The following is a 26793-nucleotide window of genomic DNA, read 5'->3' as shown; positions in this document are numbered from 1 at the left end:
ATTAAATATTAAACATTATGAAAATGTGTGTCATAAAAGAATCTATGACACACATTTTCATTTTAATGTTCTTTAATTCCCTTCTACGCCTAAAACACCTTGAGTTTCTCCTGATCCTGATGGCTGTTCCTGATCTGGCGTTAGAGACGGTTGATCGTCAGGTTGTACGGGTGTTTCATCTGGTACGACTGGAGTACTACTTTCTCCTCCATTACCTGTTGTTGGCTCATTAGTCGGAGGGGTACTTGTATCTGGTGTGACTGGTCCTGGATAATTTCCTCCACCTGCACTCGGCTTATTTGAGACATTACCTGAATCAGTCGTCCCATCTGTTTTATTTGAAGAAGCGTTCGATCCACCATGCGATGATGAACTTGGCACCTTGTTTAAAACGGGCGCATCTTCTTTTGTCGTACTATTTACTTTTTCAATATCTTTATCTTCCTGATCGAGGTCACTTACACTACGATCCTCTTCTTCAAACGGCATTGTTTCATCATAATAAGATTTAATCCATCTTCCATCGGGAGTTTCTTTAAACCCATTAAATGAGAATGTCGGTTGAATCGTTGGCGATTGCTCTCCTAAGTTGATCATCATTTGCTTACGAGCATCCGCAATTGCCCCTTTGTATGGGAAGGCATAGCTTAATTTAAATGAGTAATATGGATTAGATAAATAACCATATTCTGCACTTAATACCATGCTTTTAATATAAATCATTTCTAACGGATTTAGCCCTGTTGAACCTGAAAGTAATCCTAATAAATATTGAATACCTGAAGTCATTTGATTCATTGAAATATTTGTTTCAATATTATTTCCTAACACATCTAATAAGTCTAAAAACTCACCTACTGTATCCATTTCCGTTAACATCTGATTAACAATACCTTCAATCACAAGTTGTTGATGCTCTGCACGGCCTAAATCACCTTTTGCTAACGTCTTACGATGACGTGAAAGTGCTAATGCCTGCTCTCCGTTTAATAATTGATAACCTTCCTCAACCTTGATTAAATGCTCACCAAATTGACGATTACTGTCCTGTTCCTCAATAGTTACCGGAACATCCACATAAATTCCACCAATCGCATCAACTAACTCAACTACCCCCTTAAAGTTAATCTTCACATAATAGGGGATATTTAGGTCAAACATTTTCTCTACTGTTTCCATTACACACGTTGTTCCCCCGTTATTTGAGTGGGTAATTTTATCTTTCGTGTTATTAAAACATGGAACCTCCACATAAGAATCCCTCGGTATAGAAGTCATCGTCACCGATAAATTTTTAGGATTGACTGTCGCTACAATTAAAGAATCTGCCAATGAAGCAGCACCTAACCCTTGTTCAGTTGAATCGACACCAATTAATAAAATCGAGAACGGATTCTCAATTAACGATGTATTTGTAATTTTCGCATCTTCCTCTGTCGCTTTAAGCACTGTTTCTATCGTTGCTAACACCTTGGTCTCTTCTTTAATATTTTCAAAGCCTGATTGTCCAGAAAATAAAGTCGCATAATTATCTCCTACAATAATTGCATCAATTTTTTCAGAATATAAATCTTGAAGCATCGCAATCGGTGAATTATACTTTTCTACTTCCGCCTCATCACTCAACTTATTTTTCTCTAAAAATTGATCAATATTGTCTGAAACCTCTTCTTTAGTCATATTTAACGTTCCGATTTTATAACCCTCTAAATCTTTGACCTTTTCAAATGATCGATTAGATAGGGTTACTAAACTATAATTAACCGTTGATTCATTCATTGTCATATTTGTCAATGAATTATACACGCGTGTATTAACATAGCCACCGTAACCTCCTAAAAGAAGTCCGATTACTGAAAGTGTTAAAAATACAACTGTCCCTTTTTTTGATTCAACTTTAATTGCGTATAATCCGAACATTAATAAAGATAAGTATAATAAAATTAAAACTAAAATCACGTTGACACGTAATGAAAAATCAAACCCCGAATACTTATTAAGATAAATCGCATTCCAAATAATCGGAACGATTGGAATCATCATAATTAATCGATAAATCCATTTTAATCCTTTTTTATTAAACATATCTGCCCCTCCCTACTCTGATAAAATTGCGTTAATGAATAAATCACCATCAACCTTGGTTAAAATAAATGTCGCTGTTGTTTGAAGACTCGTCTCCTCAGCAAGCCCCATCGGTTCATATGACCAATTTGCCTGAAGTGAGATACAATCAAGTTGTTCCATTTCATCCTCGTCGCCTTCGACTTCAATAACATCATTTAAATTAACATTTGTGATTTGCACCTTATTAACGCTCATCAATGAAGAGGCATCTTCATTTTCCAAATAATAGTCTAACGTTTCATAATAACCATCAATCGCTTGTTTTTTAAACGCCGAACGCATCTCTTTATCAATAAATTGAACACCACCTACATCACTATGATTAACTTTATTGGTCCACGTGTAAAAGTCGGCAATAAAGTTTTTAACAATAGCTGTGGCATATGCTTGCGTCGTTTGTTCCGTCTGACTGTTCTGATAATCTTTTTGCGCTTCTAACAACTCATCAAAAATTTCCTTTTGATACCCTGTTGCAGTTTTTGATAAATGATACTCTCTCTTCTCATTTTCAACCACCGGCGTACTAGGTTTTAATGATTCATTTGGTCCCCCGGCCATTTCCTTGACCTGATGAATAAGCATACCAGTTAGCACCATTGTTGAAACAAAAAAAATACTCCCAAAAATAATAAATGGCTGTTTAATGATTTTTCTCATATTCATGCCTACACCCTCCCTTTAAACTCTGCCTTATGCTCTATGTCTGTTTGTTATTATAAATTACTTTCGCTATTCCTATAATGCAAATGCGATTATAAAAACGTGAGACATTACATGAAGAGAAATCATCTAGCACCATTTTACATGATTTAATGCTATTTGAAAACACTTAGCCATTTTTTTACACAAAAATGTACAATTTTATTCATATCCTTGCAAAAAAAGAGTGCCATCAGGCACTCTTTTCGTCGATTTAAATCAAAAATTTTATTATTATAGGAAATCCTATTTCTTCAACTGAATACGTAACTCATCTAGTTGTGCTTCAGAAACCACACCTGGTGCCTCCGTCATCGGACATGATGCAGATGCATTCTTAGGGAAGGCAATAACATCGCGTAAACTTTGAGAACCCGTTAAAATCATCGCAATTCGATCAAGTCCTAATGCTAATCCCCCATGTGGTGGTGTTCCATATTTAAAGGCGTTCATTAAGAATCCAAATTGTTCCTCTGCCTCTTCCTCTGTAAATCCAAGTGCCTTAAACATACGCTCTTGAATGTCTTTTTGGTAAATACGCAGTGATCCTCCACCTAATTCATATCCATTTAAAACGATATCATAAGCTTGAGCCTTTGCCTGATGACCATCTGTATCAAACGTCGCTAATGTATCCAGACTTGGCATCGTAAATGGATGATGTGCTGCAAAGAAACGACCAAGTTCCTCGTCATATTCAAATAGCGGCCAATCAATGACCCATAAGAAGTTAAATTTCGATTCATCAATTAAACCTAATTCTTTTCCTAAATGTAAACGAAGTGCTCCTAAACTATCAGCAACAACCGATTTTTTATCAGCGACAAATAATAACAGGTCTCCTGTTTCAGCTTGCGTCGTTTGTTTAATACGCTCGATTTCTTGTTCACTGAAGAACTTAGCGATTGGCCCGTTGAATCCCTCTTCAACAACTTTCATCCATGCTAAACCTTTTGCTTTATATTTTTTTACATAATCGGTTAATTTATCAATGTCTTTACGTGAGAAACGATCCGCAGCCCCTTTGACACATAAAGCTTTAACTTCGTTTCCTGCCTCAATCGTTTGCGCAAAAACTGAAAATCCGCAATTTGCCACTGCATCATTTAAAGCAATTAATTCCATTTCAAAACGTGTATCTGGTTTATCAGACCCAAAACGTCCCATTGCCTCTTCATAACTTAAGCGTGGGAATGGACGTGGAATATCTAAACCTTTCACATCCTTCATCATCTTGACTAGCATTTCTTCAATCATATTCATTATCTCTTCTTGCGTTAAGAATGAGGTTTCAATGTCAATCTGCGTAAACTCAGGTTGACGATCCGCACGTAAATCCTCATCACGGAAGCAACGAGCAATCTGGTAATAACGTTCAAATCCAGATACCATTAATAACTGTTTAAAAATTTGTGGTGATTGTGGTAGCGCATAAAATTCCCCTTCGTGCACACGACTTGGTACTAAGTAATCACGCGCCCCCTCAGGAGTTGATTTATTTAAGTAAGGTGTTTCTACCTCAATAAAATCGTGTCCGTCTAAATAGCTACGAATTGATTTTAAAATATTGTGACGTAAAATAAAATTTTTCTGCATAACAGGGCGTCTTAAATCTAAGTAACGATATTTTAAACGCGTATCTTCTAAAGCATCCGTTTCATCAGCAATAATTAACGGTGTCATTTCCGCCTCAGAAATAATCGTCAACTCATCTAAAACAACCTCAATATCTCCCGTCGGCATATTTGGATTTTTACTTTGACGCTCTGTAACCTCACCCTTAACAGCAACAACATACTCATTACGTACCTTATTCGCAGCTTCCAACACCTCTGGTTTTGCTGTTTCTGGATTAACAACTAATTGTGTCATTCCATAACGGTCACGTAAATCAATAAAAATAAGTCCACCTAAATTACGTGTTTTGGCAACCCATCCTTTTAATTCAACAATCTGGCCTACCTGTTCAATTCTTAATTCTCCGTTATTATGTGTTCGATTCATTTAATTCACCTCTTACTAATGTTGACATCCGCAGCTTGAACCATTTCCATGGCCCCCACAACATTCATAATCCTCACCGTGTCCATGACCTCCACAGCAACCTGCGTGATTTTTCTGCTGATCTTCTAAAATATAATCAATAATTAAAGCAACCGGAATCGTTTGTTGTGTTCCCGTTTGATTATTTTTTAGGTTAATCATTCCTTGTTGTAGTTCATCATCACCTAAAATCGCAGTATAACGAGCATGGTGACGATCTGCTTGTTTAAATTGTCCCTTTAAGTTTTTCCCTAGATAATCTGTTTCACAAATTAATCCGCGTGAACGTAAGTCTAATAATAAACGAGACCCAAACATTTTAGCATCTTCACCTAATGTTATTAAGAAGAAATCTACTGCGTCATCACCGCCTACTTGAATTCCCTCGGCCTCTAAAGCAAGTAACAAGCGTTCTAACCCCATCCCAAATCCAATAGCTGGAACTGTTGGTCCACCAAGTTCGGCAACCAATTTATTATAACGCCCTCCTCCACACAATGTATTTTGAGCTCCAAATCCTTCAATATCAGCTTGAATTTCAAAAATGGTATGCGTGTAATAGTCAAATCCTCGAACTAGAGTCGCGTCGTATTCATAGTTAATTCCCATTGATTTTAAATATTGTTGCACCTTTAAGAAGTAGGCACGATCCTCTTCGACTAAATGATCGATTAATTGAGGTGCGGTTTTCATAATCTCCTTCTCACGGTCTACTTTACAATCTAAGACACGAAGGGGATTCTTCTCCAAACGAACTTGACAATCCGCGCATAATTCATTCTGGTGTCCCTCAAAGTGATTAAGGAGTGCCTGACGATAATTTTCACGGCTTTGGGTATCTCCTAGTGAGTTTAGTTTTACTTTAATATTTCGTAATCCTAATACTTTATACAACGTAACAGCCAATGAAATAACCTCAGCATCTAGTGCTGGATCCGCGCTTCCAAATACCTCTGTTCCGAACTGGACGTGTTGGCGATAGCGTCCCTTTTGTTGACGCTCGTAGCGGAACATTGGCGCAATATAAAATAGTTTTTGTACCATTTGGTCTGCATATAACTTATTTTCGATATAACTACGTACAACGCCCGCTGTACCCTCAGGACGTAATGTCATCGAGCGATCACCACGATCTTTAAAATCATAAGTTTCTTTTGAGACAACATCCGAAGTTTCTCCCGCTGAACGATGATAGAGACCGGTACTTTCAAACATCGGTGTACGGATTTCCTTATAATTGAAAATTGAACAAATTTCTCGGATAAGACTTTCGATATTTTGCCAACGTGCACTTTCTTTCGGTAAAACATCGTAAGTTCCCTTTGGTTTACTAAAGTTCATGTTAAAGCTCCTTCCTAGTTATTACTGATGATGACTACTTCATTATTTGGTACTCCTACAAGTTAAGCATAAAAAAAGCCCCTAGATAAAATTCTAAGGACGTAATATACGCGGTACCACCTTAATTGCCATCGTCTATCAAACGACAACCACTTTCAAACGTTAACGCCGCCTACGGATATCTCTACTATAACATTCAAGATACCTTCTCACAAGTGTCTATCTATTATGTATTCGTCGAAGCTTCCAGCCTAGGCTTCGTTCTCTGTTACGACTTCCATTCTAGCCTCTCTTGATCATTGAATTTATATTTATAGTTGACCATTTTCTTTATTATAATACATTTTCTTTTAAGATTCAATCATTAACGTCGTTGGACCGACATTTGTAAATGAAACATTCATCATAGCCCCAAACACACCAGTTTCAACAGTTATACCATACTTATCTCTTAATAACTGATTAAACTGTTCATACAAGGGTTGGGCTACTTGTGGAGGAGCCGCTTGAATAAAGCTAGGGCGATTCCCCTTCTTTGTATCTCCATATAACGTAAATTGAGAGATTGAAAGAATTGATCCCGCTTCATCTTGAATTGATTTATTCATCTTACCAGCCGCATCCTCAAAAACTCTAAGATTCGCTACCTTCTTAGCACAATACTCCACATCCGCTAACGTATCCTCATGTGTCAATCCGACAAGTAAAACGAATCCATAATCAATTGCACCTACTACCTGATCATCGACCGTAACACTTGCATTTCTTGCCCGTTGAACGACTACTTTCATTAAAACAAACACCTCACTACTGTAAAATACGCTCTACGCTAAAAACATCTTTAACACGTTTAATCGTATTAACAATTGATAACAATTGTTCAATATTACGCACCGAAAATGACATATTGATAATCACTGTATCCGCAGATGCCTGCGCGTTCAATTCCGTAATATTTGTATTGATGGTTGCTAACCTTTGAATAATATCCCCTAAAACATTTTTACGGTCAAGTGCGACAACCTTAATTTTAGCATTGAACGTATTTCGATGCTCATCATCCCATTCAACAGGCACCAATCGACCATTCATTTTTGCATTATGACATTCCGCATGATGAATTGTGATCCCGCTTCCCTTTGTAATATAACCAACAATCGGATCACCTGGAACTGGATTACAACATTTAGCAATGCGTAAATCAACATTGTCTAATCCATCGACAATAATTCCAAAACGATTTTTTGCTTTTTTACGTTGTCCCTCTTTGACTTTCGCAGCATCATTAATCTGCTGAATAAGATCCGTCTCATTAACCTCTTTTCCATCCGATAAATAACGTTCTAAAATTGTCTTCGGAACGAGGCGACCACGACCGATTTGATAGTACAATTCCTCGAGTTTATCAACATTTTGTTTTTTATAAATTTTTAAAAGCTTTTGAGTATCAATGGAATTAATGGATAAATCCTTTGACGCAAGCTCTTTTGCAAATAATTCCTCACCTTTACGTGTATATTCCTCACGTTTTGTTCGATTAAAGTACTGACGAATTTTATGGCGCGCCTGCGAAGTTTTCACTATATTTAGCCAATCTTCACTCGGTCCAAATGAATTACGTGACGATTTAATTTCTACAATATCACCTGTTTTTAATTGATAATTTAATGTCACAATTTTTCCATTTACAATCGCCCCTGTTGTCTTATGCCCCAGGTTTGTATGAATTCGATAAGCAAAGTCAATTGGGGTTGATCCAGGTGGAAAATCAAACACATCACCATTTGGAGTGAATACATAAACATTCGCATTAAAAATGTCATCTTTAACTAATTTCATTAACTTTTCAGCATCGTTGACTTCTTCTTGATAGGCAATCAGTGTCTCATACCATTTTAATTTGTCTTGAATTTCCTTTTGTTCCTGCTTAGCCGTCACTTGACGATTTTCCTTATACGCCCAATGTGCAGCAACCCCTTGCTCTGCAATTTCGTCCATCTCTTTTGTTCGAATTTGCACTTCAAACACATGGCCATTTGGACCGATAATAGTTGTATGTAAAGACTGGTACATATTAGGCTTCGGCATTGCAATATAATCCTTAAAACGATTTGGAATCGGTTTAAAATTTGCATGAATAACCCCTAGTGCCGAGTAACATTCAGGAAGCGAATTAACGATTAAGCGAAGAGCTAACAAGTCATAAATTTCATCAAATTCTTTTTCGCGCGTTTGCATTTTCTTATACACACTATAAATATTTTTAATACGTCCCTTAATTTCAAAGGGAATATGATACTCCTCAAGAGCGGCTTTTATCTCTTCTTCCATCTCTCGAATTTGTTCCTCACGCTCATGTTTCTTTTGTTTAATTAATTGAGCAATTCGATAAAAATCTTCTGGCTTTAGAAAGCGTAACGACGTGTCTTCAAGTTCTGCCTTTACTCGATACATCCCTAATCGATGCGCAATTGGAACATAAATTTCCATTGTTTCATGGGCAATTGCACGTTGTTTCTCTGGAGGCAAAAATTTAAGTGTTCGAATATTGTGCAAGCGGTCGGCAAGTTTCACTAAAATAACACGGATATCCTTACTCATAGCTAATAGCATCTTCCGATGATTTTCCGCCTGTTGCTTTTCTTTTGACTTATAGGTTAACTTTGTTAGCTTTGTGACACCATCAATAATTTCGGCAATTTCATTATCAAATAATTCAGCAATTTCTTCTTTAGTAATATCTGTATCTTCTATAATATCATGAAGCAATCCTGAAGCAATCGTTCGTGGCCCCGTTTGCCATTTCGTAAGAATATGAGCCACCTCAATGGGATGAATAATATAAGGTTCGCCTGATTTTCGTAATTGATCTTTATGTTTCTGAAAGGCAAGTTCAAAAGCACGTTCAATCACCGCAATACTCTCTGGATTTTTAATATACGTTTTAGCTTGCTCTAAAACATGATCAATAGATATCTCATATCCGTTTAATTGATACATAAACATTACTCCTATTATTTAATCTACTTAATTTTATTATAAAGCTAAATTTGTCATTTGTTTCATGAAAGACATAATTTTTTAAAAATATTTACTAGGATGAAAAAAAAGGATGATTATTCATCCAACCTTTCCTATCATTTAATAATTTTTTCATACTTTTTAAAAGTTTAACACAAAAAAAAGGAAGAATGCAACACAAAATGTGCCATTCCTCCCTTAGCTTTTCAATTATTTTGAATTAATATTTCATTAATGACAAAACTTCATAGTTTTCTAACAATTTTCGACCGTTTAACTCTTCTAATTCAATTAAAAAAGCACACCCTACAACAACTCCACCTAATTGTTCAATTAGCTTAACTGTTGCTTCAACCGTTCCACCAGTTGCTAATAAATCATCTACAATTAAAACACGTTGTCCTGGCTTAATTGCATCTTTATGCATACATAATGTATTTGACCCATATTCGAGATCATAATTAAAAGACACCGTTTCACGTGGTAATTTTCCTGGTTTACGAACAGGGGCAAACCCAATTTTTAACTCATGGGCAACCGGACATCCAAAAATAAATCCTCGGGCTTCAGGTCCAACAATAACCTCGGCCTGCTGTTTTTTTGCAAATTCAACCATTTTTTGCGTCGCATAATTATATGCCGCGCCGTCTGACATTAATGGTGTAATATCCTTAAATTGAATTCCTTCCTTCGGAAAGTTAGGTACATTCGCTACATAGTCTTTAAGATTCATCAGTCATTTCCTCCCTAGCTGTTGTAAAAATATGTTTTAATTCTGTCCACGTTGTTAATTCAAAAAATTCAAGCATCTTCAATTTTGAATTTTGGAGTTGATACGTTGCAGCCTCTGATAAATCGCGCTTTGCGATGCAATCGGGTAAAAAAACAGAACCATTTTTTATTATAACAAGTTCCACTTCAAAAAACACCTGTAAAATAAATAATAATTCATTTTTGCTAATTCCCAGTCTTAAAAAATAATTCATCATTTGGTGGTTTAGCGTGATAGGGGCATGTTGTTTAATCACCCGATAAACGGTGACAAATTTCTCACGACTAGCAAACGTTATATTCGAATCGATAGGCGCTATAACAATATTATTAGGCTTTTTCTCTCGAATGAGTCCTATTAATTCTTCCTTTGAATTCGGTAGTTGATCAATAACTAATGTTTCAATATGATTTTCATCTTTCGCCTTTGCATAAGACGTTGCCAAGAACAAATCATCTTTTCGTTGTTCATACGCCTGTTTATTACGCAAATCGATTAATTGAAACTCCTCACACAAAACGTCAACAAAGTGAAATTGAACATTTCGATGCCCATTCCATTCATTAATTTTCAGTTCTCCTACAAAACTAAACCGTGTATCTTTCGTCAAATAAGTCGATAAATGGGCTTGATTAAAGGCAATGCCTTCCAGACAATTTCCATCTTGTTCGAGTGTAAATTTTAAATGCTGCATTTTGTTTCCGATGACTTTTACGTTGCTTACATATACATCTCGCATTTCAAATAAGGGTGGGCGATTCCCTTCTCCAAAGGGAGCCAGGCACTGCAATTGATCAACGAAAGAAACATCTAAATCTGAGATAGGTAAGCATAAATCAACGGTAAGAGAGGGCTTAAGATCCGTATCTTTTAAAAGTTCATTCATTTGATTTTCAAGAGGTTGAAGATTTTTTTTATCAAATGTAATTCCTGCTGCCAAGGCATGTCCACCAAAGCGTTCTATCAGTGATTGACATTGCGTTAATAATTCAAATAAATGGTATCCTTCTACCGCTCGTGCCGACCCTTTAATAAAACCTTCGTGATCATCTGTCACTACAAAGACAGCCTTCTGCCACTGCTTTGCTAAACGCCCAGCTACAATTCCAAGTATCCCCTCATGCCAATGAGGAGCATATAGAATTAACGCCTTTTTCACTGCTAAAGTCTCCTGATCTACCATTTTCATCACTTCTTCTAATACTTGTTGTGTTGTCTTTTGCCGTTCGGTATTAATTTGTTCAATTTGTTGAGCCAGCTCCGTCGCCTCATCTTGATCCTCACAAATTAAACACTTTACAGCTAGCGTCGCCTCATCCATACGACCAGGAGCGTTTAGGCGGGGACAAATCTCAAACCCTACGTTAACCTCTGTTACCTCGTTCTTATTCGTATTGGCCATCTCCATAATGGCATTCAATCCCTCAATCTCTGTTTCCTTTAAGGCGGCAAGACCTCTTTTCACAATCGATCGATTTTCATCAATTAACGGGACAACATCACCAATGGTTCCAAGCATGGCAATAGCATAATAATCCTCAGGAATGACTTCCTCTAGTAATGCCTCCGCTATCTTCAACGCAACCCCCGCGCCTGATAAGTGATGAAACGGATAATTTTTATCAAGCTCCGGATGCAAGATAGCATACGCGCGGGGAAGTGTTTCCTTTACCTGGTGATGATCTGTAATAATAAGATCTACCCCATGTTCCATCAACAATTCCGCCTCTTCAATTCCGGCAATTCCATTGTCTACCGTAATGACTAATTGAAAACCATCCTCTATTGCCTGCATAAACGCTTCTTTATTCGGGCCATATCCCTCATAAAATCGATTTGGAATATAATAATCAACCAAAGCTCCTAGCTCGCGAAGACAACGAACTAAAATAGATGTTCCAGTTACCCCATCTGCATCGTAATCGCCATAGACTAGAATCGGTTGTCCCTCATCTATGGCCGTATTAAGTCGCATAATAATTTTAGACATTTGCGAAAACAATAACGGATCGTGGTGAACCGGCACTTGATGGTTAAATGTTGCAAGATTTTCCGGTTCTACTAACTTTCTAGATAAAATAAGACGTTCAATCGCCGGGTGGAGTTCACCTCTCTCTCCCTGCATACTTTCGTCTAATATGTCACATTTTCTCCAATTCATCATCGATTTAAGCAAAAGTATCTCCTCACCTTCATATTTTAAAATTCTTATTCATAGACTTAAGCAAAATCATAACTAAAGTATAGGTGAAAAAATTATGAAAAAACAAAACGTCGTACAAGGAACATTTATTCTCGTTATAGCGGGACTCATCACCAAGGTCCTAGGAATGATTAACCGCGTCATGGTGACACGTCTACTTGGTGAAGATGGAATTGGAATCTATATGTTAATTGGGCCAACCCTCATGTTACTTACAACCTTTGCAAGTATCGGTCTTCCAATTGCTATTCCAACCCTTATTTCTCGCGCCAACGAACGCCAAAAAAAGGTTTTATCTGTATCACTCATTATTGCTATGGCTTCGAGTTTACTCATTAGTATCTTATTGTTTTTTATTGCCGAACCATTAGCCGTTTATTTACTCAAGGATGAGCGAACTTATCTACCCTTGATTTCCATTGGTCCACTACTCTTTTTTGTTTCACTTTCAACTATTTTCAAGGCCTATTTTCAAGGAGAACAGAATATGTTCCCATCAGCCATTTCAACCCTAGTGGAACAAGTTATCCGGATGGTTTTCTCTGTTCTTTTTATCTCATGGCTACTTCCACACGGAATTGTATTCGGAATTGTTGGAACAATTTGGGCATCAATTGCAGGAGAGTTTTCTTCTATCTTAATTCTTATTTTTCTATTCTTTAAAAACATCAAGCATAACCATCAGGGGGCAAACTTAAGACCGATTCATCTAAGCCCTCAGAACTTTAAAGATGTATTAGCTATTTCATTACCGGCAACAGGAAGTCGACTCATCGGATCATTCTCGCATTTTCTTGAACCCATCGTTGTTGTCCAATGCCTTTTCAAAATTGGTTATAACAGTGCACAAAGTGCGAAATTATACGGAGCCGTTTCCGGTTTTGCCCTGCCTATGGTTCTCATGCCTTCGTTTATCTCAAATGCAATTACTCAAGCAATCGTTCCACCAATTAGTCAGGCATTTGCTAATAAAAGATATGATAGAATTTATTCGCATCTTAATAACGCCTTCTTGATCTCATTCTTACCAAGCGGAATTTATACCGTTTTATTGATGCTATTTCCAACCGAATTAATGAATCTACTTTATGGCTCTTCAACCGGGGCAAATTACCTCATTCTAATGGCCCCTGTCTTCTTACTCCTTTACTTTCAAGCACCACTCACTTCTACCTTACAAGCAATTGACGAGGCGAATCAAGCGATGAATACGACTTTCATCTCCTCAGTTATAAAGATTATTATGATGATTATTTTGCTTCAAATTCCAAACCTAAATATTTATGGGTTAGTTATTTCTGTTTTGTTTAATGTTATATTTGTAACCGGATGGCACTTTCTTCTAGTAAGAAAACATATCGGTTACCGCATGAATCTACGTTCCGTTTTCAATGCAACATTAATCATCGGAATTACGTTCATGCTTGGTTCCTATTTAAAATTAGCTTATACCTTCCATACCAATCAATTTCTTAATATGATTATTATTTGCTTTATCGTGGGCATTTCGTACTTATTTTTACTTTTTGTCTGCGGTCTATTTCCCACTCAGGTCAGTGATGGAAAGCGGATCAAACGACAAGCTAATTATAACACGAAATAACAAAAGAAGTAGCAACTTTACTTAAAGTAGAAAACGTCGTCAAAATTAACGGCGTTTTTTTTCATTTAAATTTAAGGATTCTCGCGTAATAAACTGAAGTTCCTTTCCATCAAATGCAGCATAGTAAACCTCTTTTACTCCAAAAATCCCTTTTTTATCCATTTGTTCTTCTACCCATTTTTCCGTTTTATGAATTTTTAATAAATTTTCTTTTTCAATACCTCCGGATGTAATAATAGGAAGTGGACAATAGGTAACATCTTGCCTTTTAAAGGAAGAGAGTTGTCCATTTGACTCTAAAATGGCATACTCAACCTCAAAAACAGATGAAATATTATTTGCCCGTAATTGGAGCATGAGGTCATCAAAAGTATATCGTTGTTTTCTCATCTCATGGATATTAATTCTTCCCTGATGAATAAGAATGGACGGCTTCCCATCAACAAACTCCCGAATTTTTTTGTATCGTAACGTAATAAAGGCGGAAGTAAATTGCAAAATTCCAAGTAATCCAATGGCTAATAAAACCTCATGAATGGGACGTTCTAGATTATCAATTGCCATTGCTGCAATCTCCGCCATTAAAACAGAGACCACTAAATCGAGCAACGTCAATTGACCAATTTCCCTTTTTCCCATTAACTTAAACACGATTAATAGGACAATATAAAAAAGCGTCGTTCTATATATCACATTATAGCAATTAAGATCCATATTTTTCCCTCTATTTCAATCTTTTATCCTTAAAGTTACATAATCATTTCAATTGGTTCATAAAGTTACTAATGAATACACATAGTCATAGGAGTTGAGAATATGTCAGAAAAACTAGGAAAAGCATTACTAGACGGATTGGCATTCATTGTTATTAGTATCCTCATTTTCGGTCTACTTATAACAACAATTGCTTATTTTGGATGGGTCTCAGTCGGGTTACTCGGAAACATCATCTACGCTGCTTTTGTTATTACCTTTTTCACGGGGACTGCTATTATTTCTAAAAAATTCGCTGAAAAAGGATGGTTAATCGGTATTTGTGTTGCTTCGGTTATGGTATTATTAAGCCTTCTATTTTATACCATCGGTGTTGAGGCACCTTTAAGCCTACAATTTTACATTCGAAGCATTATCACCTTTGTCATTTGTATTGCAGGGGGAATGATTGGGGTTAATTTACCAACTAAAAAATAAAAAGAGGAAGAGCCTCGTATCAGGCTCTCCTCTTTTTATTTTTCTACTTTACGAGCGATTGCGTGACGTTCAAAAATCCATTTTTGACCCTCGTCATTAATTAACGTCACCACTTCTTCTTCAATTGAATGAATACGTCCATGAATTCCTCCAATAGTTACAACTCGATCCCCTTTAGATAAACTATTTTGCATCGTTGTTACTGCCTTACGACGTTTGTTTTCTGGGCGAATCATAAAGAAGTAAAAAATCGCCCCTAATAACACTAGTTGAATAGCTAACATAACTGTTTGATTCATTATAAACCGCTCCCTTTCTTACTCGTCAACAAACTTATCATTGATGACTTTATTTATCTATCTCCATAAATCACTGAAACCTTTCAATGACACATGGCCTATGCTTAAAATCCTCGTGATCCTGGCAAATTAATCCCATATTGTTCAAAGAATTCTTCACGGAAATCCAATAAACGATCTTGTCGGATTGCCTCTCGTATCTGCTCCATTAAATGGATTAAGAAATGTAAATTATGATACGAAACTAATCGTTGTCCAAACGATTCATTCGCCTTAATTAAGTGGCGAATATATGAACGTGTATAATTCTTACATGTGTAACAATCGCAGTTTGGATCTAACGGCGTAAAGTCGCGCTCATAAACTTTATTCTTAATAACCACACGTCCGACTGAAGTCATGGCTGTTCCATGACGAGCGATACGCGTTGGTAAAACACAATCAAACATATCAATTCCGCGAATAGCCCCATCGATTAAGTCGTCTGGTGACCCTACTCCCATTAAATAGCGTGGCTTATCCTTTGGCAAATAAGGAACAGTATATTCAATCATTTTTCGTGCGACATCCTTTGGTTCCCCAACTGATACCCCTCCGACTGAATAACCTGGGAAGTCCATTTCTACTAATTTTTCAGCACAATACTTACGTAGTTCAGGATATTCTCCTCCCTGAACAATTCCAAATAAAGCTTGGGTTTCGGAATTTTTATGCGCTTTTTTTCCTCGTTCCGCCCAACGAATCGTACGATCAACTGAATTTTTCATATATTCAAATGTCGCAGGATATGGGGGACACTCATCAAAAGACATAATAATATCAGCCCCTAATGAGTTTTGTACTCCGATTGAAATCTCAGGTGACATAAATAAAGGAGCCCCATTACGATGGTCGCGGAAAGTTACTCCCTCTTCAGTAATTTCACGTAATTTGCTTAAACTAAAAACTTGAAATCCACCTGAATCGGTTAAAATAGCTCCTCCCCAATTTTCAAACTTATGAAGTCCACCTGCTTCCTCAACAATCTTCTCACCTGGTTGTAACCAAAGATGGTAAGTATTCGCTAAAATAATTTTAGCTCCCATCTGATCAAGTTCTTCAGGAGATAACGTTTTAACAGTGGCCAACGTTCCTACCGGCATAAAAACTGGGGTTTCAAATGTCCCGTGTGGGGTGTGCAATTTACCATAACGAGCACCTGATTGTTTACATTCATGTATTAATTCATATTTAATCGCCAACAGAGGCACCTCACTTTTTCTAGATTCTAAGTTGTTATTCTTCAATAATTAACATCGCATCTCCAAAGCTAAAGAAACGATACTTCTCCTCTACCGCAATGCGATAAGCATTCATGATAGATTCCTGTCCTGCTAGAGCCGAGATTAACATAATTAATGTTGATTTTGGCAAATGGAAATTAGTTAACATCCCATCAATTCCTTTGAACTCATAAGGAGGGTAAATAAAAATATCTGTCCATCCTTCACAAGCCTTAAATGTTTGATGATTACGAGCGATTGTTTCAAGTGTTCGCGTCGAAGTCGTTCCTACGGTAATAATTCGACCACCCTTTTGTCTCGTTTCATTTAATAAATCAGCCGTTTCCTGTGACATCTGATAAAACTCCGCATGCATCTCATGTTCTTCAACACTCGTCGCAGATACCGGTCTAAATGTCCCTAATCCGACATGCAAAGTAACATATGCAATATTTACCCCTTTGCTTTTAATTTTCTCTAGTAACTCTGTCGTAAAATGTAATCCGGCAGTAGGAGCTGCGGCAGATCCAATTTCTTTAGCAAAAACGGTTTGATATCGATCACGATCGTCTAGCTTTTCCGTAATGTAGGGCGGCAGTGGCATTTCACCTAAGGAATCCAATACCTCATAAAAAATTCCCTCGTATACAAATTTAAAAATTCGTTTTCCCATCTCGCCCGTTTGAATACATTCAGCTTTTAGGCGACCATCACCAAACTCAACCACCGTCCCAACTTTAACTCGCTTAGCCGGTTTAACTAACGTTTCCCAACAGTCGTCTTGTTCCTGTTTTAAAAGAAGAACCTCAATATGAGCCCCCGTATCTTGTTTTTGACCCATTAATCTAGCCGGCATCACTTTTGTATTATTTAAAACAAGCGTATCATTCGGTTTTAAATAATCAATGATCTGATGAAAAACCTCATGTTTGATTTCACCTGTTTTTTTATTTAAAACCATTAAACGCGACATATCCCGGTTTTTTAAAGGGGTTTGTGCAATTAACTCTTCTGGTAATTCGAAGTCGAATTGATCTACGCGCATAACACACCAACTTTCTATGTTGCAAAATTTATCACTATGTATAAATTATCTACCAAATATCGTTATTTTTCAATCTTTATTTTAACGGATACGGGACGTTCAAATGTTCACAAGCTTGAGGAGTAATCACCCGACCACGAGGGGTTCGCTTGACAAATCCTAATTGTAACAAATATGGCTCATAAACATCTTCCAGTGTTTGGGGCTCCTCCCCAATTGACGCCGCAATAGCCTCAATTCCACACGGCCCTCCATTAAATCGTTCAATAATCCCCATTAAATACTTGTGATCAACATAATCTAATCCTAGTGAATCTATGTCTAAACGGTCCAATGCTAACTTTGCAATATCATGTGTAATGATACCATCCCCTATAACTTGTGCATAATCGCGCACACGTCGAAAAAGACGATTAGCAATACGTGGGGTTCCTCGCGAACGCCGCGCTAGCTCTAAAGAAGCTTGATCATCAATCGGTGTATCATAAACAATCCCTGTTCGTTTTACAATGGATTGGAGTTGCTCTTCCGTGTAGTATTCTAAACGATTCATAACACCAAAGCGGTCGCGAAGTGGAGCTGATAAATCCCCTGCACGCGTCGTTGCACCTACTAATGTAAACGGAGCCAAGTCCACACGGATAGAACGGGCGGAATCATCTTTTCCGACAACGATATCGAGCACGTAATCTTCCATCGCTGGGTATAAAACCTCCTCGATACTTTTAGGTAAACGATGAATCTCGTCAATGAATAAAACATCTCCAGGTTCTAGAACCGATAAAATAGCAGCTAAATCACCACTCCGTTCAATCATCGGCCCTGAAGTCGTTTTAATATTAACTCCCATTTCATTTGCGATGATCGTCGCTAAAGTCGTTTTTCCAAGACCTGGTGGGCCAAAAAGCAACACGTGGTCTAATGACTCATTTCTACTTTTTGCCGCGTCAATAAAAATTCTTAAGTTCTCTTTCACAGCCGTTTGGCCAATATACTGATTTAGACGCTCAGGGCGCAAACTTAATTCTGATTCATCTTCTCTCATTTCATCCGGCGTCACTAAGCGTTCCTCTATCATCATCTAACCTTCTTTCCTATTTATTTTGGCACATTCTGATAAAACAATACCAAAATTTTCTTTTAATAATCGTTCACCTTGATCGGTTAAGTAATATTTAATTTCATGATTTTTATCCATCTCTAAGTGCAAAATGCCTTGATCAAGACAATATTGAACAAAAGCTCCCCCTATTCCAAACGGATTAACTTGCTGTCCTTTCCCCATTTTAAATATCCCCCTTATTTAACCAATAATTGCAATCCCTTTTTAATAATCTCATCAACGGAAGCCGTTGTATCCTTGAAGGCCGTCCTTACCTTCGTTAATTCCTTATCCCCATAACCAAGCGCCTGTAATGCCTCAATGGCCTCCGTTAAACCAGGATTCGTAAATAATGGACCTTCTGGAATCACAAGCTTCCCTTTTAAATCCAATATAATTTGTTGGGCTGTCTTCGGACCAATTTTAGGAAATTTGCATAAATACTTCGCATCACCATTTTCAATAGCCTGACGTAAGCCATTCATGTCTTTCATCGCTAAAATTGCACAGGCTGTCTTCGGACCGATTCCACGAGCACTAATTAAATTAATAAATAAATCATGCTCCTCTAGGGTTCTAAACCCATACAAACTAATTTCATTCTCGGATACCACCTGATGTGTAAAAACCTGAACAGCTTCTCCCTTTTTAAACTCATACGGATTCGCTGTATGAACCTTATACCCGATTCCGTTAACCTCAATGACAACAAAATCCTTTCCACCATACGATGTGTGTCCCTTTAAATAAGCGAACATTTCAAATCACCTCTTTATCGCCCATTATAACATAAAAAGAGACAGCTAAAAAGAGGAGAAAAACAAACATTAGTTCTATGGTTGCAAGTTATAAACTAAAAAAAGTGTTAACTCAATCACGGACTGAATTAACACTTTTTTTATAATCGATTTAATGATTTTTATGTCTATAAGAGTGAATGAAATTATAGTAATATGGAATAACGATGACAAATCCACCAATAATGTTACCAATTGTTGCAATAAATAGGTTCCAAGCCATCCCTGCATAAGAAGCATCTGCCCCTAAAACTTTCCCCATTCCTAAAACAAACATATTGGCAATACAGTGTTCTACTCCCATTAATGCAAAGACCGCAACAACTAAAATACTTAAGATACATTTACCTGCCACGTCTTTAGCCGCGTATGCCACGTAAACTCCACCAGCAATTAAAATATTACATAAAATTGCACGGAAGAAAATTGCTGATGTCGATAAGCTAACTTTTGCTTCTGCTAAATGGCGAATATTCTCAGCAACATGAGGGTTCACACCATTTGTAAATAACTCTGCACCTGCTAACAAACCAATTCCAAGTAAAACTCCCAAGAAGTTTCCAATCCAAACTAAAACTAAATTTTTAATAAACGCACCTAATTTTACTTCTTTTTTAAAGTAAGCCTTACCGATTAATGTATTTCCAGTGAACAAGTCAGCTCCTGTTAATAAGATTAAAATTAAGGCAACAGGGAATAAAAATGCCCCCACAATTTTTCCTGCATATGGGTCTGTCATTTGTCCGTAAACAAGTAAATAAACCGTATACCCTAATGCGATAAATAACCCCGCTAACATTCCCGAAACAAGAACGACACTGTCTTTACGCGCTACCTTATACTTTCCAACTTCAACAACTTCATTTGCAATTTCCTTAGCCGATAACATACGTGGCTGTTGCATACCAATTCCTCCATTTACTAATACATTAACTTTTCTTTTTTATAATTCCTTTAATAAAATACCACTTTTCCATCATTTTTTCAAATGTATTTGGCTACTTTTTTATTCGTAAAGCGCTATTTTATACTTTTGAGGACGATATACCTAAACTTATCTTTTTAAACGTTTCTTTAACATTAACTCATAAACCTCTTTCATAACCGCCGATATAGGAACAGCCAAAAAGACTCCGATAAAACCAAAAAGGGATCCCCCTAAAATAACAACAGAAATAATCCAAAGAGGAGATAAACCAACAGAATCCCCCATAATTTTAGGTCCTATCACATTTCCGTCCAGTTGCTGTAAGACAAAAATGAAAATGGCGACCCAAATCGCACGAATGGGATCGATCATCAACGTCATACCAATCGGAAAAATCGCTCCAATGATAGGACCGAAATACGGAATAATATTGGTGATAAAAACAATAAAAGAAAACAATAAAACATAGGGTACCTTCAAGACCGAAAAACCGATTAGCGCAAGCAGACCAACAATTAATGAATCCAATAACCGGCCTACCATATAATCTTGAAACGTATGATAAGTAAATCGGGTAAAATAAAGAACCCGTTCTTCTTGCCTTGGAAAATAGCCTGCTAAAAAACGTTGGAACGAACAAAAAACCTTCTGTTGATCGATGATTAAATAAATTGAAATAGTAAAACCTAAAAACCATTGTAAAATCTCGGCTAACACGCCTATCAGTGAGGACCATAAAGAAGTCGATAACTGATTCACAATGCGAAATGTACTTTGACTAATACTTTGGATATTTTCCTCTATATATGCCAAAATCTCATTCCAATACGGAATTCTCTCTATCACCTCATAGCCAAACTGATTTGAATCTAAAGATCGAATATGTTTCGTGATTTCCATAATACACTCAGACACTCCAACTAAACACGATGGGATAATTAAGCCAACACAACAAAGGACTCCCCCTACCATAACCAAATACGCATTAAAGATACTTAACCCACGAGAACATTTTAGCCGTCTTTCAAACCAAAGGACAATAGGGTTCGTTAACGCGACTAAAATAGCTCCAATCAAAAATGGCTTAAAAATCCCTACAACGGACCCTATCAGACGATAAAAAAACTCGGGATAGCCGGTTAGGCGATAAAATAAAACCCCAAAAATAGTTAAAAATAGACTATACTTTACTGTTTCCTTCGTCATCCCTCTCACCTCTAACTTTATTTCCTGTATTATGGTCAAAGAAGAGAGGGTTAAATCAACTGCTTTTATTTATTCAGCAAAACACTGCAGGAAACCCATTACAAAAAGTTAACGAATTTTATTTTCTCACAATTTATTACATGGCATAACCTTCTATTTTTTCACCCGCACGCGGTTTGGCGACTGAGGATTCTCCCTCAACACACGATATAAAATTCGATACGCATCCTCACTGCCTAAATCCATATAATACTTCAACACTTCCGGTCTAAAATCAAACGATCCATAAATTCCGTTCCCCAGCTCTTTACTCGGAAAAATTTCAATAATTCTTTTTCCTTCAATCGAGGACTTTCCAATTCTTGAACGTGGATCCAAATAAACAACAATAATAGTCTCACAATCCGTTGATAATAAGGGGCGAAGAGGAGCCAACTCCGATTTCATTGGATCAACATAATTAACCCCTTCAATCGAAACAGGTTCGTATAATCCTGGCACGGCAGTTGTCGCTAAAAGAACACCTTTCATCTGGTGATAAGAAAGATCATTCAATTTAAAAAAACGTCGTCGTGAAGACTTAGACTCCTTACAGGCAATATAAAGATCACGATGATCCTCTTGAATTGAAACAGGATTTAAATAATAACGAAAAACTTTATCAAACCCCTTCCTTTTTAAAGGTAAGCCAACCTGATTAGCCATGCCTGCTAGATTCATCATCCCCATAAAAGAAGGGATTTTTCGATAATTTATAGAATCTACAATTTGATTCATTCGATTCATATTTTCTTTGCTGATTGAAAAAATAGAAGACCACGGGCAATTGAGCCAAAACTTTTCCATTTCTTCTGGCGTATATTGCAAAAATAACGCACCATTGACTCCTCCAATGGAAGATCCTGCCACGGCATGGATATGGGATAATAGTCCAAATTCCTCAAGCACACGCAGAACACCAACCTGATACGCGCCCTTTGCCCCACCTCCGCATAAAACTAAACCTATTTTTTTCATGCTATCCCTCCTTTCCATCTAACATAAAATATGACAATGTTCACCTAACAGTACCTACCCGCCCAAACTTTTTTAATGTTCTACCTCCACCGCACATAAAAAAAAGTTAGTATAAACTATTCGTTCATACTAACTTTCCTGTTTTGATAATTTTCCAAGCACAAAGGCATTGGCTACTTTTTTCATTTCTTTTGTTGAATTGAGCGTACAAAAATGTGGTTGCCCATTAAAGAAGGCCGTTTGATACCCCACATGCTCATCTTGCAAATATTTCGATAACTCTCTTCCAAGAGGCCCACTTGCAAACTTCATCACAAATATAGATTGACCTTGCCATCGGTTAGCGCGTTCATCCATTGATTTAACATACGTGTCAATCTCATCAAAACATCCGAGACACCCCTCACACTGTTTCCGCTTCCCGCTTAAATGCCGCGCAATACACGGCGTCGGAGTTAAGGCCATTAAATGATTTTTCTCCTGAAAATGGTGACAATACTTTACATAATCAAAAATAGCCCTTTGTGACAGCGAACGATCCCCCTGATATTGCGACTTTAAATCCACCGTTTCTAACCAAACGGCTACTCGGTCTGGTAATAGATGATAGTTGAGGAAGGCGTAAAAGTGGTACGGATGAAACCATCCTCGAATTGATTTCTCATTCATCCATTTAAACCCATGCATCAAATCAAACTTTTCAACACCATACGGAGTAAAACAGCGGTCCTTTAACTCTTCCTTTAATCCCCGCAACCCTGGCTGTATCACCGCGGGAATTGGAACTAACTGAACCTTATTTGCGATGAGGTTGCCCTCGATATACCGTTTAAATAAATTAGTTTGGCTTTGAAGGGCATCCTCATTTCCTTCAACAGAAAAAATATGAATCGTTTTACCTTTAAAATATTTTTCAAAGGCATGAATCAAGCCGAATACATCGCCCCCAGACCCGGTGGCCATCGCTAAAACATTGATTGTGTCTAACGAATGATAAACCGAAAAAATTTCAGATTGATTAAAGAGGTCACTATAAACTTCGTAAGATTGACGATAACTCATCGGAAACTGTTCGATGAGACAAGCTACAATTTTTTCCTTTGAATTATGTAAATTGTCTCGTGTATTCCCTTCTCTTTGCACCTCGTAATCAATCGGCAAATCATTTGCCCATTCTTGAATCACTTCATATAACGTCGGATTTAAATGTCTCATGGTTCCTCATCCAATCTCTTATTCAGCCGCTCTTAAACGGTCGACTTCAAAATACATCGAAACTTGAACAAACCCTGATTGATTCGATGGATTAATTTCATTATAAGGAAAATAAGCCGTCATTTCATTATACAGAGCTGTTCGCTCCATCGCAAACTCAATCTGTTGCGGATAATTAATTTTTGCTAATTTACAAAAATAATTAAATTTATCCATGGCACCTAATGGATCCGTATAATAACGATCAAAATATACTTGTTCATCGGGTTGCACAACAACAACGCGAACACGTTTAAAACTTCTCTCCATAATTTACCCTCCTTCTTTTAACCTGACTGTATTATTATCCTATTGTTTAAAAAGAAGAAATATGCCCCAAAAACAACGAGCTTTTTCTTACACCCTCACCCTGCATCAAATGAACGGCATAAAAAAAGGCGAAGAAATTCTTCGCCTTCTACCTATACCAATTTTTATTACATCGCAATTTCATCCCATGATGGAATAGAGTCTAACGCTCCCAATTTTGTTGTTGTTAACGCACCTACTTTATTCGCATTTTGGGTAAACTCGACTAACATTGCTTCATCCGTTAAAATTTCTTTCGGATTGTTTAAGTTCGCAATTTGGGATAATAGTGCTCCGATAAAAGCATCACCTGCTCCTGTTGAATCAATCATGTTAACTGGGACACTCTCAACTTTATAAATTTTATTAATTGAGATGAGGGACCCCTCTTTTCCAAGTGTTAACGTTACAATTTTAGCCCCTAACTCATGCAATGCTAAAATCATTTTCTGATGATCCGTTTCCCCCGTAATAATCTGTCCTTCTTCCTCTGATACTTTAATCAAATCAACCGATTTAATTACTTCCTTACAATGTTTAATAAACAATTCCTTTTTATCATGATAAAGTGCCTCGCGATAATTTGGATCAAATGAAATAAACTTATGATTCTCGATAGCAAATGAAATAAATGACTTATAAACCTCATAAAGTTTATCTCCTAATAAGGCCGTTGCACTCCCTAAATGAACAATTTTACAATCCTTAAATGCTTCAAAGTCAATTTGATCAGGTGATAGATTTCCATCTGCCCCTCGCATGAACTCAAAATCGCGTTCCCCTTGCTCATCGATTGAAACATAGGCAATTGTCGTTCCAAGCGTTTCATCCTTAATCACGTGTTTTGTTCCTACTTGATAACGCTCAAGTGTATCCATTAAAAACTTACCGAACGAATCCTTTCCAACCGCACCCACAAATTCAGCCGATGCACCTAATTTAACAAGCGCTGTTGCTACATTTGCAGGAGCCCCTCCTGCCTTCTTTTGAAAACGTTCTACGTCTACTAACTTCTTACCATTTTCAAGCGAAATAAAATCAATTAACACTTCACCTGGACAAATTACCTTTGCCATTATTACACCTCTTTCTAAACATTTAATCCCCATTTGGTTGTCTTCAATTGTACCATTCCATCCGTAAAGAATTCAATGCCTGCGCTTTCAATTTTTGTAAAAATTCGTGTAGAAAATACTTCAAGCCCATCATTTACAAAAATTTCAATAGAGGAAACATCAACAAAAATTTGTAGTTTCAATTGTTTTTCATCAAAGTGACATTTTCTCACCGTTCCATATTCATCCCCACATGTACGTCCTGATTTTGAACGATCTAACACAAGTTTTCGATTGATTAAATCGTAATAAAAGACCGTTTCTTCGTTATCACCTTTACGAAGTTTAATCCCGACAACTTGAGCTTTAATCTCGGTAAACTCAGCCGTTAGTTCATAAACAATTCCGTTAATTTTTTCAAAAGAGATTGATTCCTGTTGCAAAAGGTGCGTGACGGTATGCGCTTCTTTTCGCAATTGCTCTAGTTCTTTTATCGGACGTTGCCATAATCTATTCTCCTCCACGATTAATTCACGTGGAATCGTCAAACAATGTGCCCAACCATTTTCATCACTCACACAATCAACACCTGGTAGACCAAACCAACCAACTAAAATCCTTCTTCCACTTGGATCTTGCATCGTTTGAGGAGCGTAAAATTCAAATCCACGATCTAACTCAACAAAACTCCCATGTTTAAATACACCATTCTGCCAATCAATTTCTTCCCCAATCAAATACCCCGATTGAAAAATATTATTATAAAGATCTCCCTGTGATTCCATTCCCTGCGGTGAAAGAATCATGACCCCCTTCCCGTTTTGGGTGAAATAGTCTGGACATTCCCACATAAATCCATTTCCTTTAAATGAGGTTTTCACCTCACCCTTGTAGGTCCATTCCACTAAGTCTTTTGACTGATAATAAACAACAGTTCCTTGATTTCCTTCTAGCTCAGCACCAATAAGACAATAATACATGTCTCCTACTTGAAAAACTTTTGGATCCCTAAAATGCTCGGTTACCTGATAAGGCCTATTTTTAATTACCGGTTCCTCATATTTCATTATCTTCCCTTCTTTGTTCATCACTGCCAAACATTGCGTTGGATACCTAACCCAATCTTTATCACGCGCATTTCCCGTATACATTAAATACAACTGGTGGTCCTTTTCAATGGCCGTTCCTGAAAAGACGCCATGACTATCAAAAGGACGATCAGGTTCTAAGGCGATTCCTTCGTTTCTCCAATGAACTAAATCCTTCGATACTGTATGATACCAGTACTTCACCCCATGAACGGGTCCTAGTGGAAACCATTGATAAAACAAATGGTACTCCCCATTGAAATAACTAAATCCATTTGGATCATTTAATAACCCTGTGACGGGCTGAATATGATACATTTGTCGATACGGGCAATGTTTCACCTGATCAATTAATTTCCCATATTCTTCTTTCGAGACTTCTTCAATTCGTCGATAACGTTGCTCTGTTGTCCACTCCATCTGACACACTC

At 37.1% G+C, this 26793-nt stretch carries 24 protein-coding genes and 1 other annotated feature; of the genes, 2 read left to right on the top strand and 22 right to left on the bottom strand.

From position 1 onward, the window contains the following. Nucleotides 1-72: 72 nt before the first annotated feature. The 8 genes from AC6I0I_RS03755 to recJ all read right to left on the bottom strand — a co-directional run bounded on the left by AC6I0I_RS03755 (nucleotide 73) and on the right by recJ (nucleotide 12179). Nucleotides 73-2085, bottom strand: coding sequence for an LCP family protein (locus tag AC6I0I_RS03755; RefSeq protein ID WP_262953520.1), 2013 nt, complete (start codon nucleotides 2083-2085; stop codon nucleotides 73-75). Nucleotides 2086-2097: 12 nt separating this feature from the next. After that, nucleotides 2098-2790, bottom strand: coding sequence for a hypothetical protein (locus AC6I0I_RS03750; RefSeq protein ID WP_262950192.1), 693 nt, complete (start codon nucleotides 2788-2790; stop codon nucleotides 2098-2100). Between the two features lie 282 nt (nucleotides 2791-3072). Continuing rightward, nucleotides 3073-4830 (bottom strand): aspartate--tRNA ligase, encoded by a 1758-nt coding sequence (aspS, locus tag AC6I0I_RS03745; RefSeq protein ID WP_262950194.1) that lies wholly within the window; start codon nucleotides 4828-4830, stop codon nucleotides 3073-3075. A 15-nt stretch (nucleotides 4831-4845) separates the two neighbouring features. Continuing rightward, nucleotides 4846-6210, bottom strand: a complete 1365-nt coding sequence (gene hisS, locus AC6I0I_RS03740) for a histidine--tRNA ligase (protein WP_262950196.1) — start codon at nucleotides 6208-6210, stop codon at nucleotides 4846-4848. A gap of 92 nt (nucleotides 6211-6302) precedes the next feature. Further along, nucleotides 6303-6519 (bottom strand) — a binding site (T-box leader). Between the two features lie 41 nt (nucleotides 6520-6560). Further along, nucleotides 6561-7001, bottom strand: a complete 441-nt coding sequence (dtd, locus tag AC6I0I_RS03735) for a D-aminoacyl-tRNA deacylase (RefSeq protein WP_262950197.1) — start codon at nucleotides 6999-7001, stop codon at nucleotides 6561-6563. A gap of 16 nt (nucleotides 7002-7017) precedes the next feature. Next, nucleotides 7018-9210 (bottom strand): RelA/SpoT family protein, encoded by a 2193-nt coding sequence (locus AC6I0I_RS03730; RefSeq protein ID WP_161830790.1) that lies wholly within the window; start codon nucleotides 9208-9210, stop codon nucleotides 7018-7020. A gap of 241 nt (nucleotides 9211-9451) precedes the next feature. Beyond that, complete coding sequence (locus AC6I0I_RS03725) at nucleotides 9452-9964, bottom strand: adenine phosphoribosyltransferase (protein WP_262953521.1); 513 nt, start codon at nucleotides 9962-9964, stop codon at nucleotides 9452-9454. Continuing rightward, nucleotides 9954-12179: a single-stranded-DNA-specific exonuclease RecJ gene (gene recJ / locus AC6I0I_RS03720; protein ID WP_262953522.1), complete on the bottom strand. Its 2226-nt coding sequence runs from the start codon at nucleotides 12177-12179 to the stop codon at nucleotides 9954-9956. Before recJ ends, AC6I0I_RS03725 begins: the two co-directional genes overlap by 11 nt. An 82-nt stretch (nucleotides 12180-12261) precedes the next feature. On the opposite strand from recJ, the gene spoVB reads away from it, so the two are divergent. Then, nucleotides 12262-13809: a stage V sporulation protein B gene (gene spoVB, locus AC6I0I_RS03715; RefSeq protein ID WP_262953524.1), complete on the top strand. Its 1548-nt coding sequence runs from the start codon at nucleotides 12262-12264 to the stop codon at nucleotides 13807-13809. Between the two features lie 45 nt (nucleotides 13810-13854). On the opposite strand, the gene AC6I0I_RS03710 is transcribed toward spoVB, so the two are convergent. After that, complete coding sequence (locus AC6I0I_RS03710) at nucleotides 13855-14523, bottom strand: DUF421 domain-containing protein (RefSeq protein ID WP_262953525.1); 669 nt, start codon at nucleotides 14521-14523, stop codon at nucleotides 13855-13857. A 102-nt stretch (nucleotides 14524-14625) separates the two neighbouring features. Here AC6I0I_RS03710 and AC6I0I_RS03705 point away from each other — a divergent pair, with 102 nt between their 5' ends. Next, nucleotides 14626-15000, top strand: a complete 375-nt coding sequence (locus tag AC6I0I_RS03705) for a TIGR04086 family membrane protein (protein ID WP_161830786.1) — start codon at nucleotides 14626-14628, stop codon at nucleotides 14998-15000. Nucleotides 15001-15035: 35 nt separating this feature from the next. Here the strand turns inward: AC6I0I_RS03705 and yajC are convergent, their stop codons facing one another. The 13 genes from yajC to AC6I0I_RS03640 all read right to left on the bottom strand — a co-directional run bounded on the left by yajC (nucleotide 15036) and on the right by AC6I0I_RS03640 (nucleotide 26782). Continuing rightward, nucleotides 15036-15299 carry a preprotein translocase subunit YajC gene (yajC, locus tag AC6I0I_RS03700; protein ID WP_161830785.1) on the bottom strand — a complete coding sequence of 88 codons (264 nt, stop codon included), beginning with the start codon at nucleotides 15297-15299 and terminating at the stop codon, nucleotides 15036-15038. A 104-nt stretch (nucleotides 15300-15403) separates the two neighbouring features. Beyond that, nucleotides 15404-16540: a tRNA guanosine(34) transglycosylase Tgt gene (gene tgt, locus AC6I0I_RS03695; protein WP_317453421.1), complete on the bottom strand. Its 1137-nt coding sequence runs from the start codon at nucleotides 16538-16540 to the stop codon at nucleotides 15404-15406. Between the two features lie 34 nt (nucleotides 16541-16574). Then, nucleotides 16575-17606 carry a tRNA preQ1(34) S-adenosylmethionine ribosyltransferase-isomerase QueA gene (gene queA, locus AC6I0I_RS03690; RefSeq protein ID WP_161830783.1) on the bottom strand — a complete coding sequence of 344 codons (1032 nt, stop codon included), beginning with the start codon at nucleotides 17604-17606 and terminating at the stop codon, nucleotides 16575-16577. A 76-nt stretch (nucleotides 17607-17682) separates the two neighbouring features. Then, nucleotides 17683-18684: a Holliday junction branch migration DNA helicase RuvB gene (gene ruvB, locus AC6I0I_RS03685; RefSeq protein WP_202618673.1), complete on the bottom strand. Its 1002-nt coding sequence runs from the start codon at nucleotides 18682-18684 to the stop codon at nucleotides 17683-17685. 3 nt (nucleotides 18685-18687) lie between these two features. Then, entirely contained in the window at nucleotides 18688-18891 is a 204-nt protein-coding gene (locus AC6I0I_RS03680) for a hypothetical protein (protein WP_161830781.1), read from the bottom strand. Nucleotides 18892-18905: 14 nt separating this feature from the next. Continuing rightward, entirely contained in the window at nucleotides 18906-19466 is a 561-nt protein-coding gene (gene ruvA, locus AC6I0I_RS03675; RefSeq protein ID WP_161830780.1) for a Holliday junction branch migration protein RuvA, read from the bottom strand. Between the two features lie 151 nt (nucleotides 19467-19617). Beyond that, a complete protein-coding gene (locus AC6I0I_RS03670; protein WP_161830779.1) occupies nucleotides 19618-20409 on the bottom strand; it encodes a formate/nitrite transporter family protein in 792 nt (263 codons plus the stop codon). 150 nt (nucleotides 20410-20559) lie between these two features. Further along, on the bottom strand, nucleotides 20560-21639 hold the full coding sequence (locus AC6I0I_RS03665) for an AI-2E family transporter (RefSeq protein ID WP_161830778.1): 1080 nt from the start codon (nucleotides 21637-21639) through the stop codon (nucleotides 20560-20562). Between the two features lie 153 nt (nucleotides 21640-21792). After that, a complete protein-coding gene (locus AC6I0I_RS03660) occupies nucleotides 21793-22656 on the bottom strand; it encodes a patatin-like phospholipase family protein (RefSeq protein WP_262953526.1) in 864 nt (287 codons plus the stop codon). 129 nt (nucleotides 22657-22785) lie between these two features. Then, on the bottom strand, nucleotides 22786-23871 hold the full coding sequence (locus AC6I0I_RS03655) for a hypothetical protein (RefSeq protein WP_262953527.1): 1086 nt from the start codon (nucleotides 23869-23871) through the stop codon (nucleotides 22786-22788). An 18-nt stretch (nucleotides 23872-23889) separates the two neighbouring features. Continuing rightward, a complete protein-coding gene (locus AC6I0I_RS03650) occupies nucleotides 23890-24180 on the bottom strand; it encodes a hypothetical protein (protein WP_161830775.1) in 291 nt (96 codons plus the stop codon). Between the two features lie 167 nt (nucleotides 24181-24347). After that, nucleotides 24348-25295: a carbohydrate kinase family protein gene (locus tag AC6I0I_RS03645; protein ID WP_161830774.1), complete on the bottom strand. Its 948-nt coding sequence runs from the start codon at nucleotides 25293-25295 to the stop codon at nucleotides 24348-24350. A 14-nt stretch (nucleotides 25296-25309) separates the two neighbouring features. Further along, entirely contained in the window at nucleotides 25310-26782 is a 1473-nt protein-coding gene (locus AC6I0I_RS03640) for a glycoside hydrolase family 32 protein (RefSeq protein WP_262953528.1), read from the bottom strand. Nucleotides 26783-26793 lie beyond the last annotated feature (11 nt).

Source organism: Turicibacter sp. St.80E1 (genome assembly GCF_059728495.1).
This window is presented reverse-complemented; position numbering and strand designations above follow the sequence as displayed.

Bases quoted from the DNA above. Each gene is read 5' to 3' on its own strand.
- dtd (WP_262950197.1), bottom strand. From the start codon at position 7,001: ATGAAAGTAGTCGTTCAACGGGCAAGAAATGCAAGTGTTACGGTCGAT.
- AC6I0I_RS03655 (WP_262953527.1), bottom strand. From the start codon at position 23,871: ATGAGACATTTAAATCCGACGTTATATGAAGTGATTCAAGAATGGGCA.
- AC6I0I_RS03645 (WP_161830774.1), bottom strand. From the start codon at position 25,295: ATGGCAAAGGTAATTTGTCCAGGTGAAGTGTTAATTGATTTTATTTCG.
- AC6I0I_RS03705 (WP_161830786.1), top strand. From the start codon at position 14,626: ATGTCAGAAAAACTAGGAAAAGCATTACTAGACGGATTGGCATTCATT.
- AC6I0I_RS03640 (WP_262953528.1), bottom strand. From the start codon at position 26,782: ATGGAGTGGACAACAGAGCAACGTTATCGACGAATTGAAGAAGTCTCG.
- AC6I0I_RS03710 (WP_262953525.1), bottom strand. From the start codon at position 14,523: ATGGATCTTAATTGCTATAATGTGATATATAGAACGACGCTTTTTTAT.
- hisS (WP_262950196.1), bottom strand. From the start codon at position 6,210: ATGAACTTTAGTAAACCAAAGGGAACTTACGATGTTTTACCGAAAGAA.
- AC6I0I_RS03755 (WP_262953520.1), bottom strand. From the start codon at position 2,085: ATGTTTAATAAAAAAGGATTAAAATGGATTTATCGATTAATTATGATG.
- ruvB (WP_202618673.1), bottom strand. From the start codon at position 18,684: ATGATAGAGGAACGCTTAGTGACGCCGGATGAAATGAGAGAAGATGAA.
- AC6I0I_RS03670 (WP_161830779.1), bottom strand. From the start codon at position 20,409: ATGCAACAGCCACGTATGTTATCGGCTAAGGAAATTGCAAATGAAGTT.
- ruvA (WP_161830780.1), bottom strand. From the start codon at position 19,466: ATGTTCGCTTATTTAAAGGGACACACATCGTATGGTGGAAAGGATTTT.
- yajC (WP_161830785.1), bottom strand. From the start codon at position 15,299: ATGAATCAAACAGTTATGTTAGCTATTCAACTAGTGTTATTAGGGGCG.
- AC6I0I_RS03750 (WP_262950192.1), bottom strand. From the start codon at position 2,790: ATGAATATGAGAAAAATCATTAAACAGCCATTTATTATTTTTGGGAGT.
- AC6I0I_RS03730 (WP_161830790.1), bottom strand. From the start codon at position 9,210: ATGTATCAATTAAACGGATATGAGATATCTATTGATCATGTTTTAGAG.
- AC6I0I_RS03660 (WP_262953526.1), bottom strand. From the start codon at position 22,656: ATGAAAAAAATAGGTTTAGTTTTATGCGGAGGTGGGGCAAAGGGCGCG.
- AC6I0I_RS03680 (WP_161830781.1), bottom strand. From the start codon at position 18,891: ATGGGGAAAGGACAGCAAGTTAATCCGTTTGGAATAGGGGGAGCTTTT.
- aspS (WP_262950194.1), bottom strand. From the start codon at position 4,830: ATGAATCGAACACATAATAACGGAGAATTAAGAATTGAACAGGTAGGC.
- AC6I0I_RS03665 (WP_161830778.1), bottom strand. From the start codon at position 21,639: ATGACGAAGGAAACAGTAAAGTATAGTCTATTTTTAACTATTTTTGGG.
- AC6I0I_RS03650 (WP_161830775.1), bottom strand. From the start codon at position 24,180: ATGGAGAGAAGTTTTAAACGTGTTCGCGTTGTTGTTGTGCAACCCGAT.
- queA (WP_161830783.1), bottom strand. From the start codon at position 17,606: ATGCGCGTAGATCAATTCGACTTCGAATTACCAGAAGAGTTAATTGCA.
- spoVB (WP_262953524.1), top strand. From the start codon at position 12,262: ATGAAAAAACAAAACGTCGTACAAGGAACATTTATTCTCGTTATAGCG.
- AC6I0I_RS03725 (WP_262953521.1), bottom strand. From the start codon at position 9,964: ATGAATCTTAAAGACTATGTAGCGAATGTACCTAACTTTCCGAAGGAA.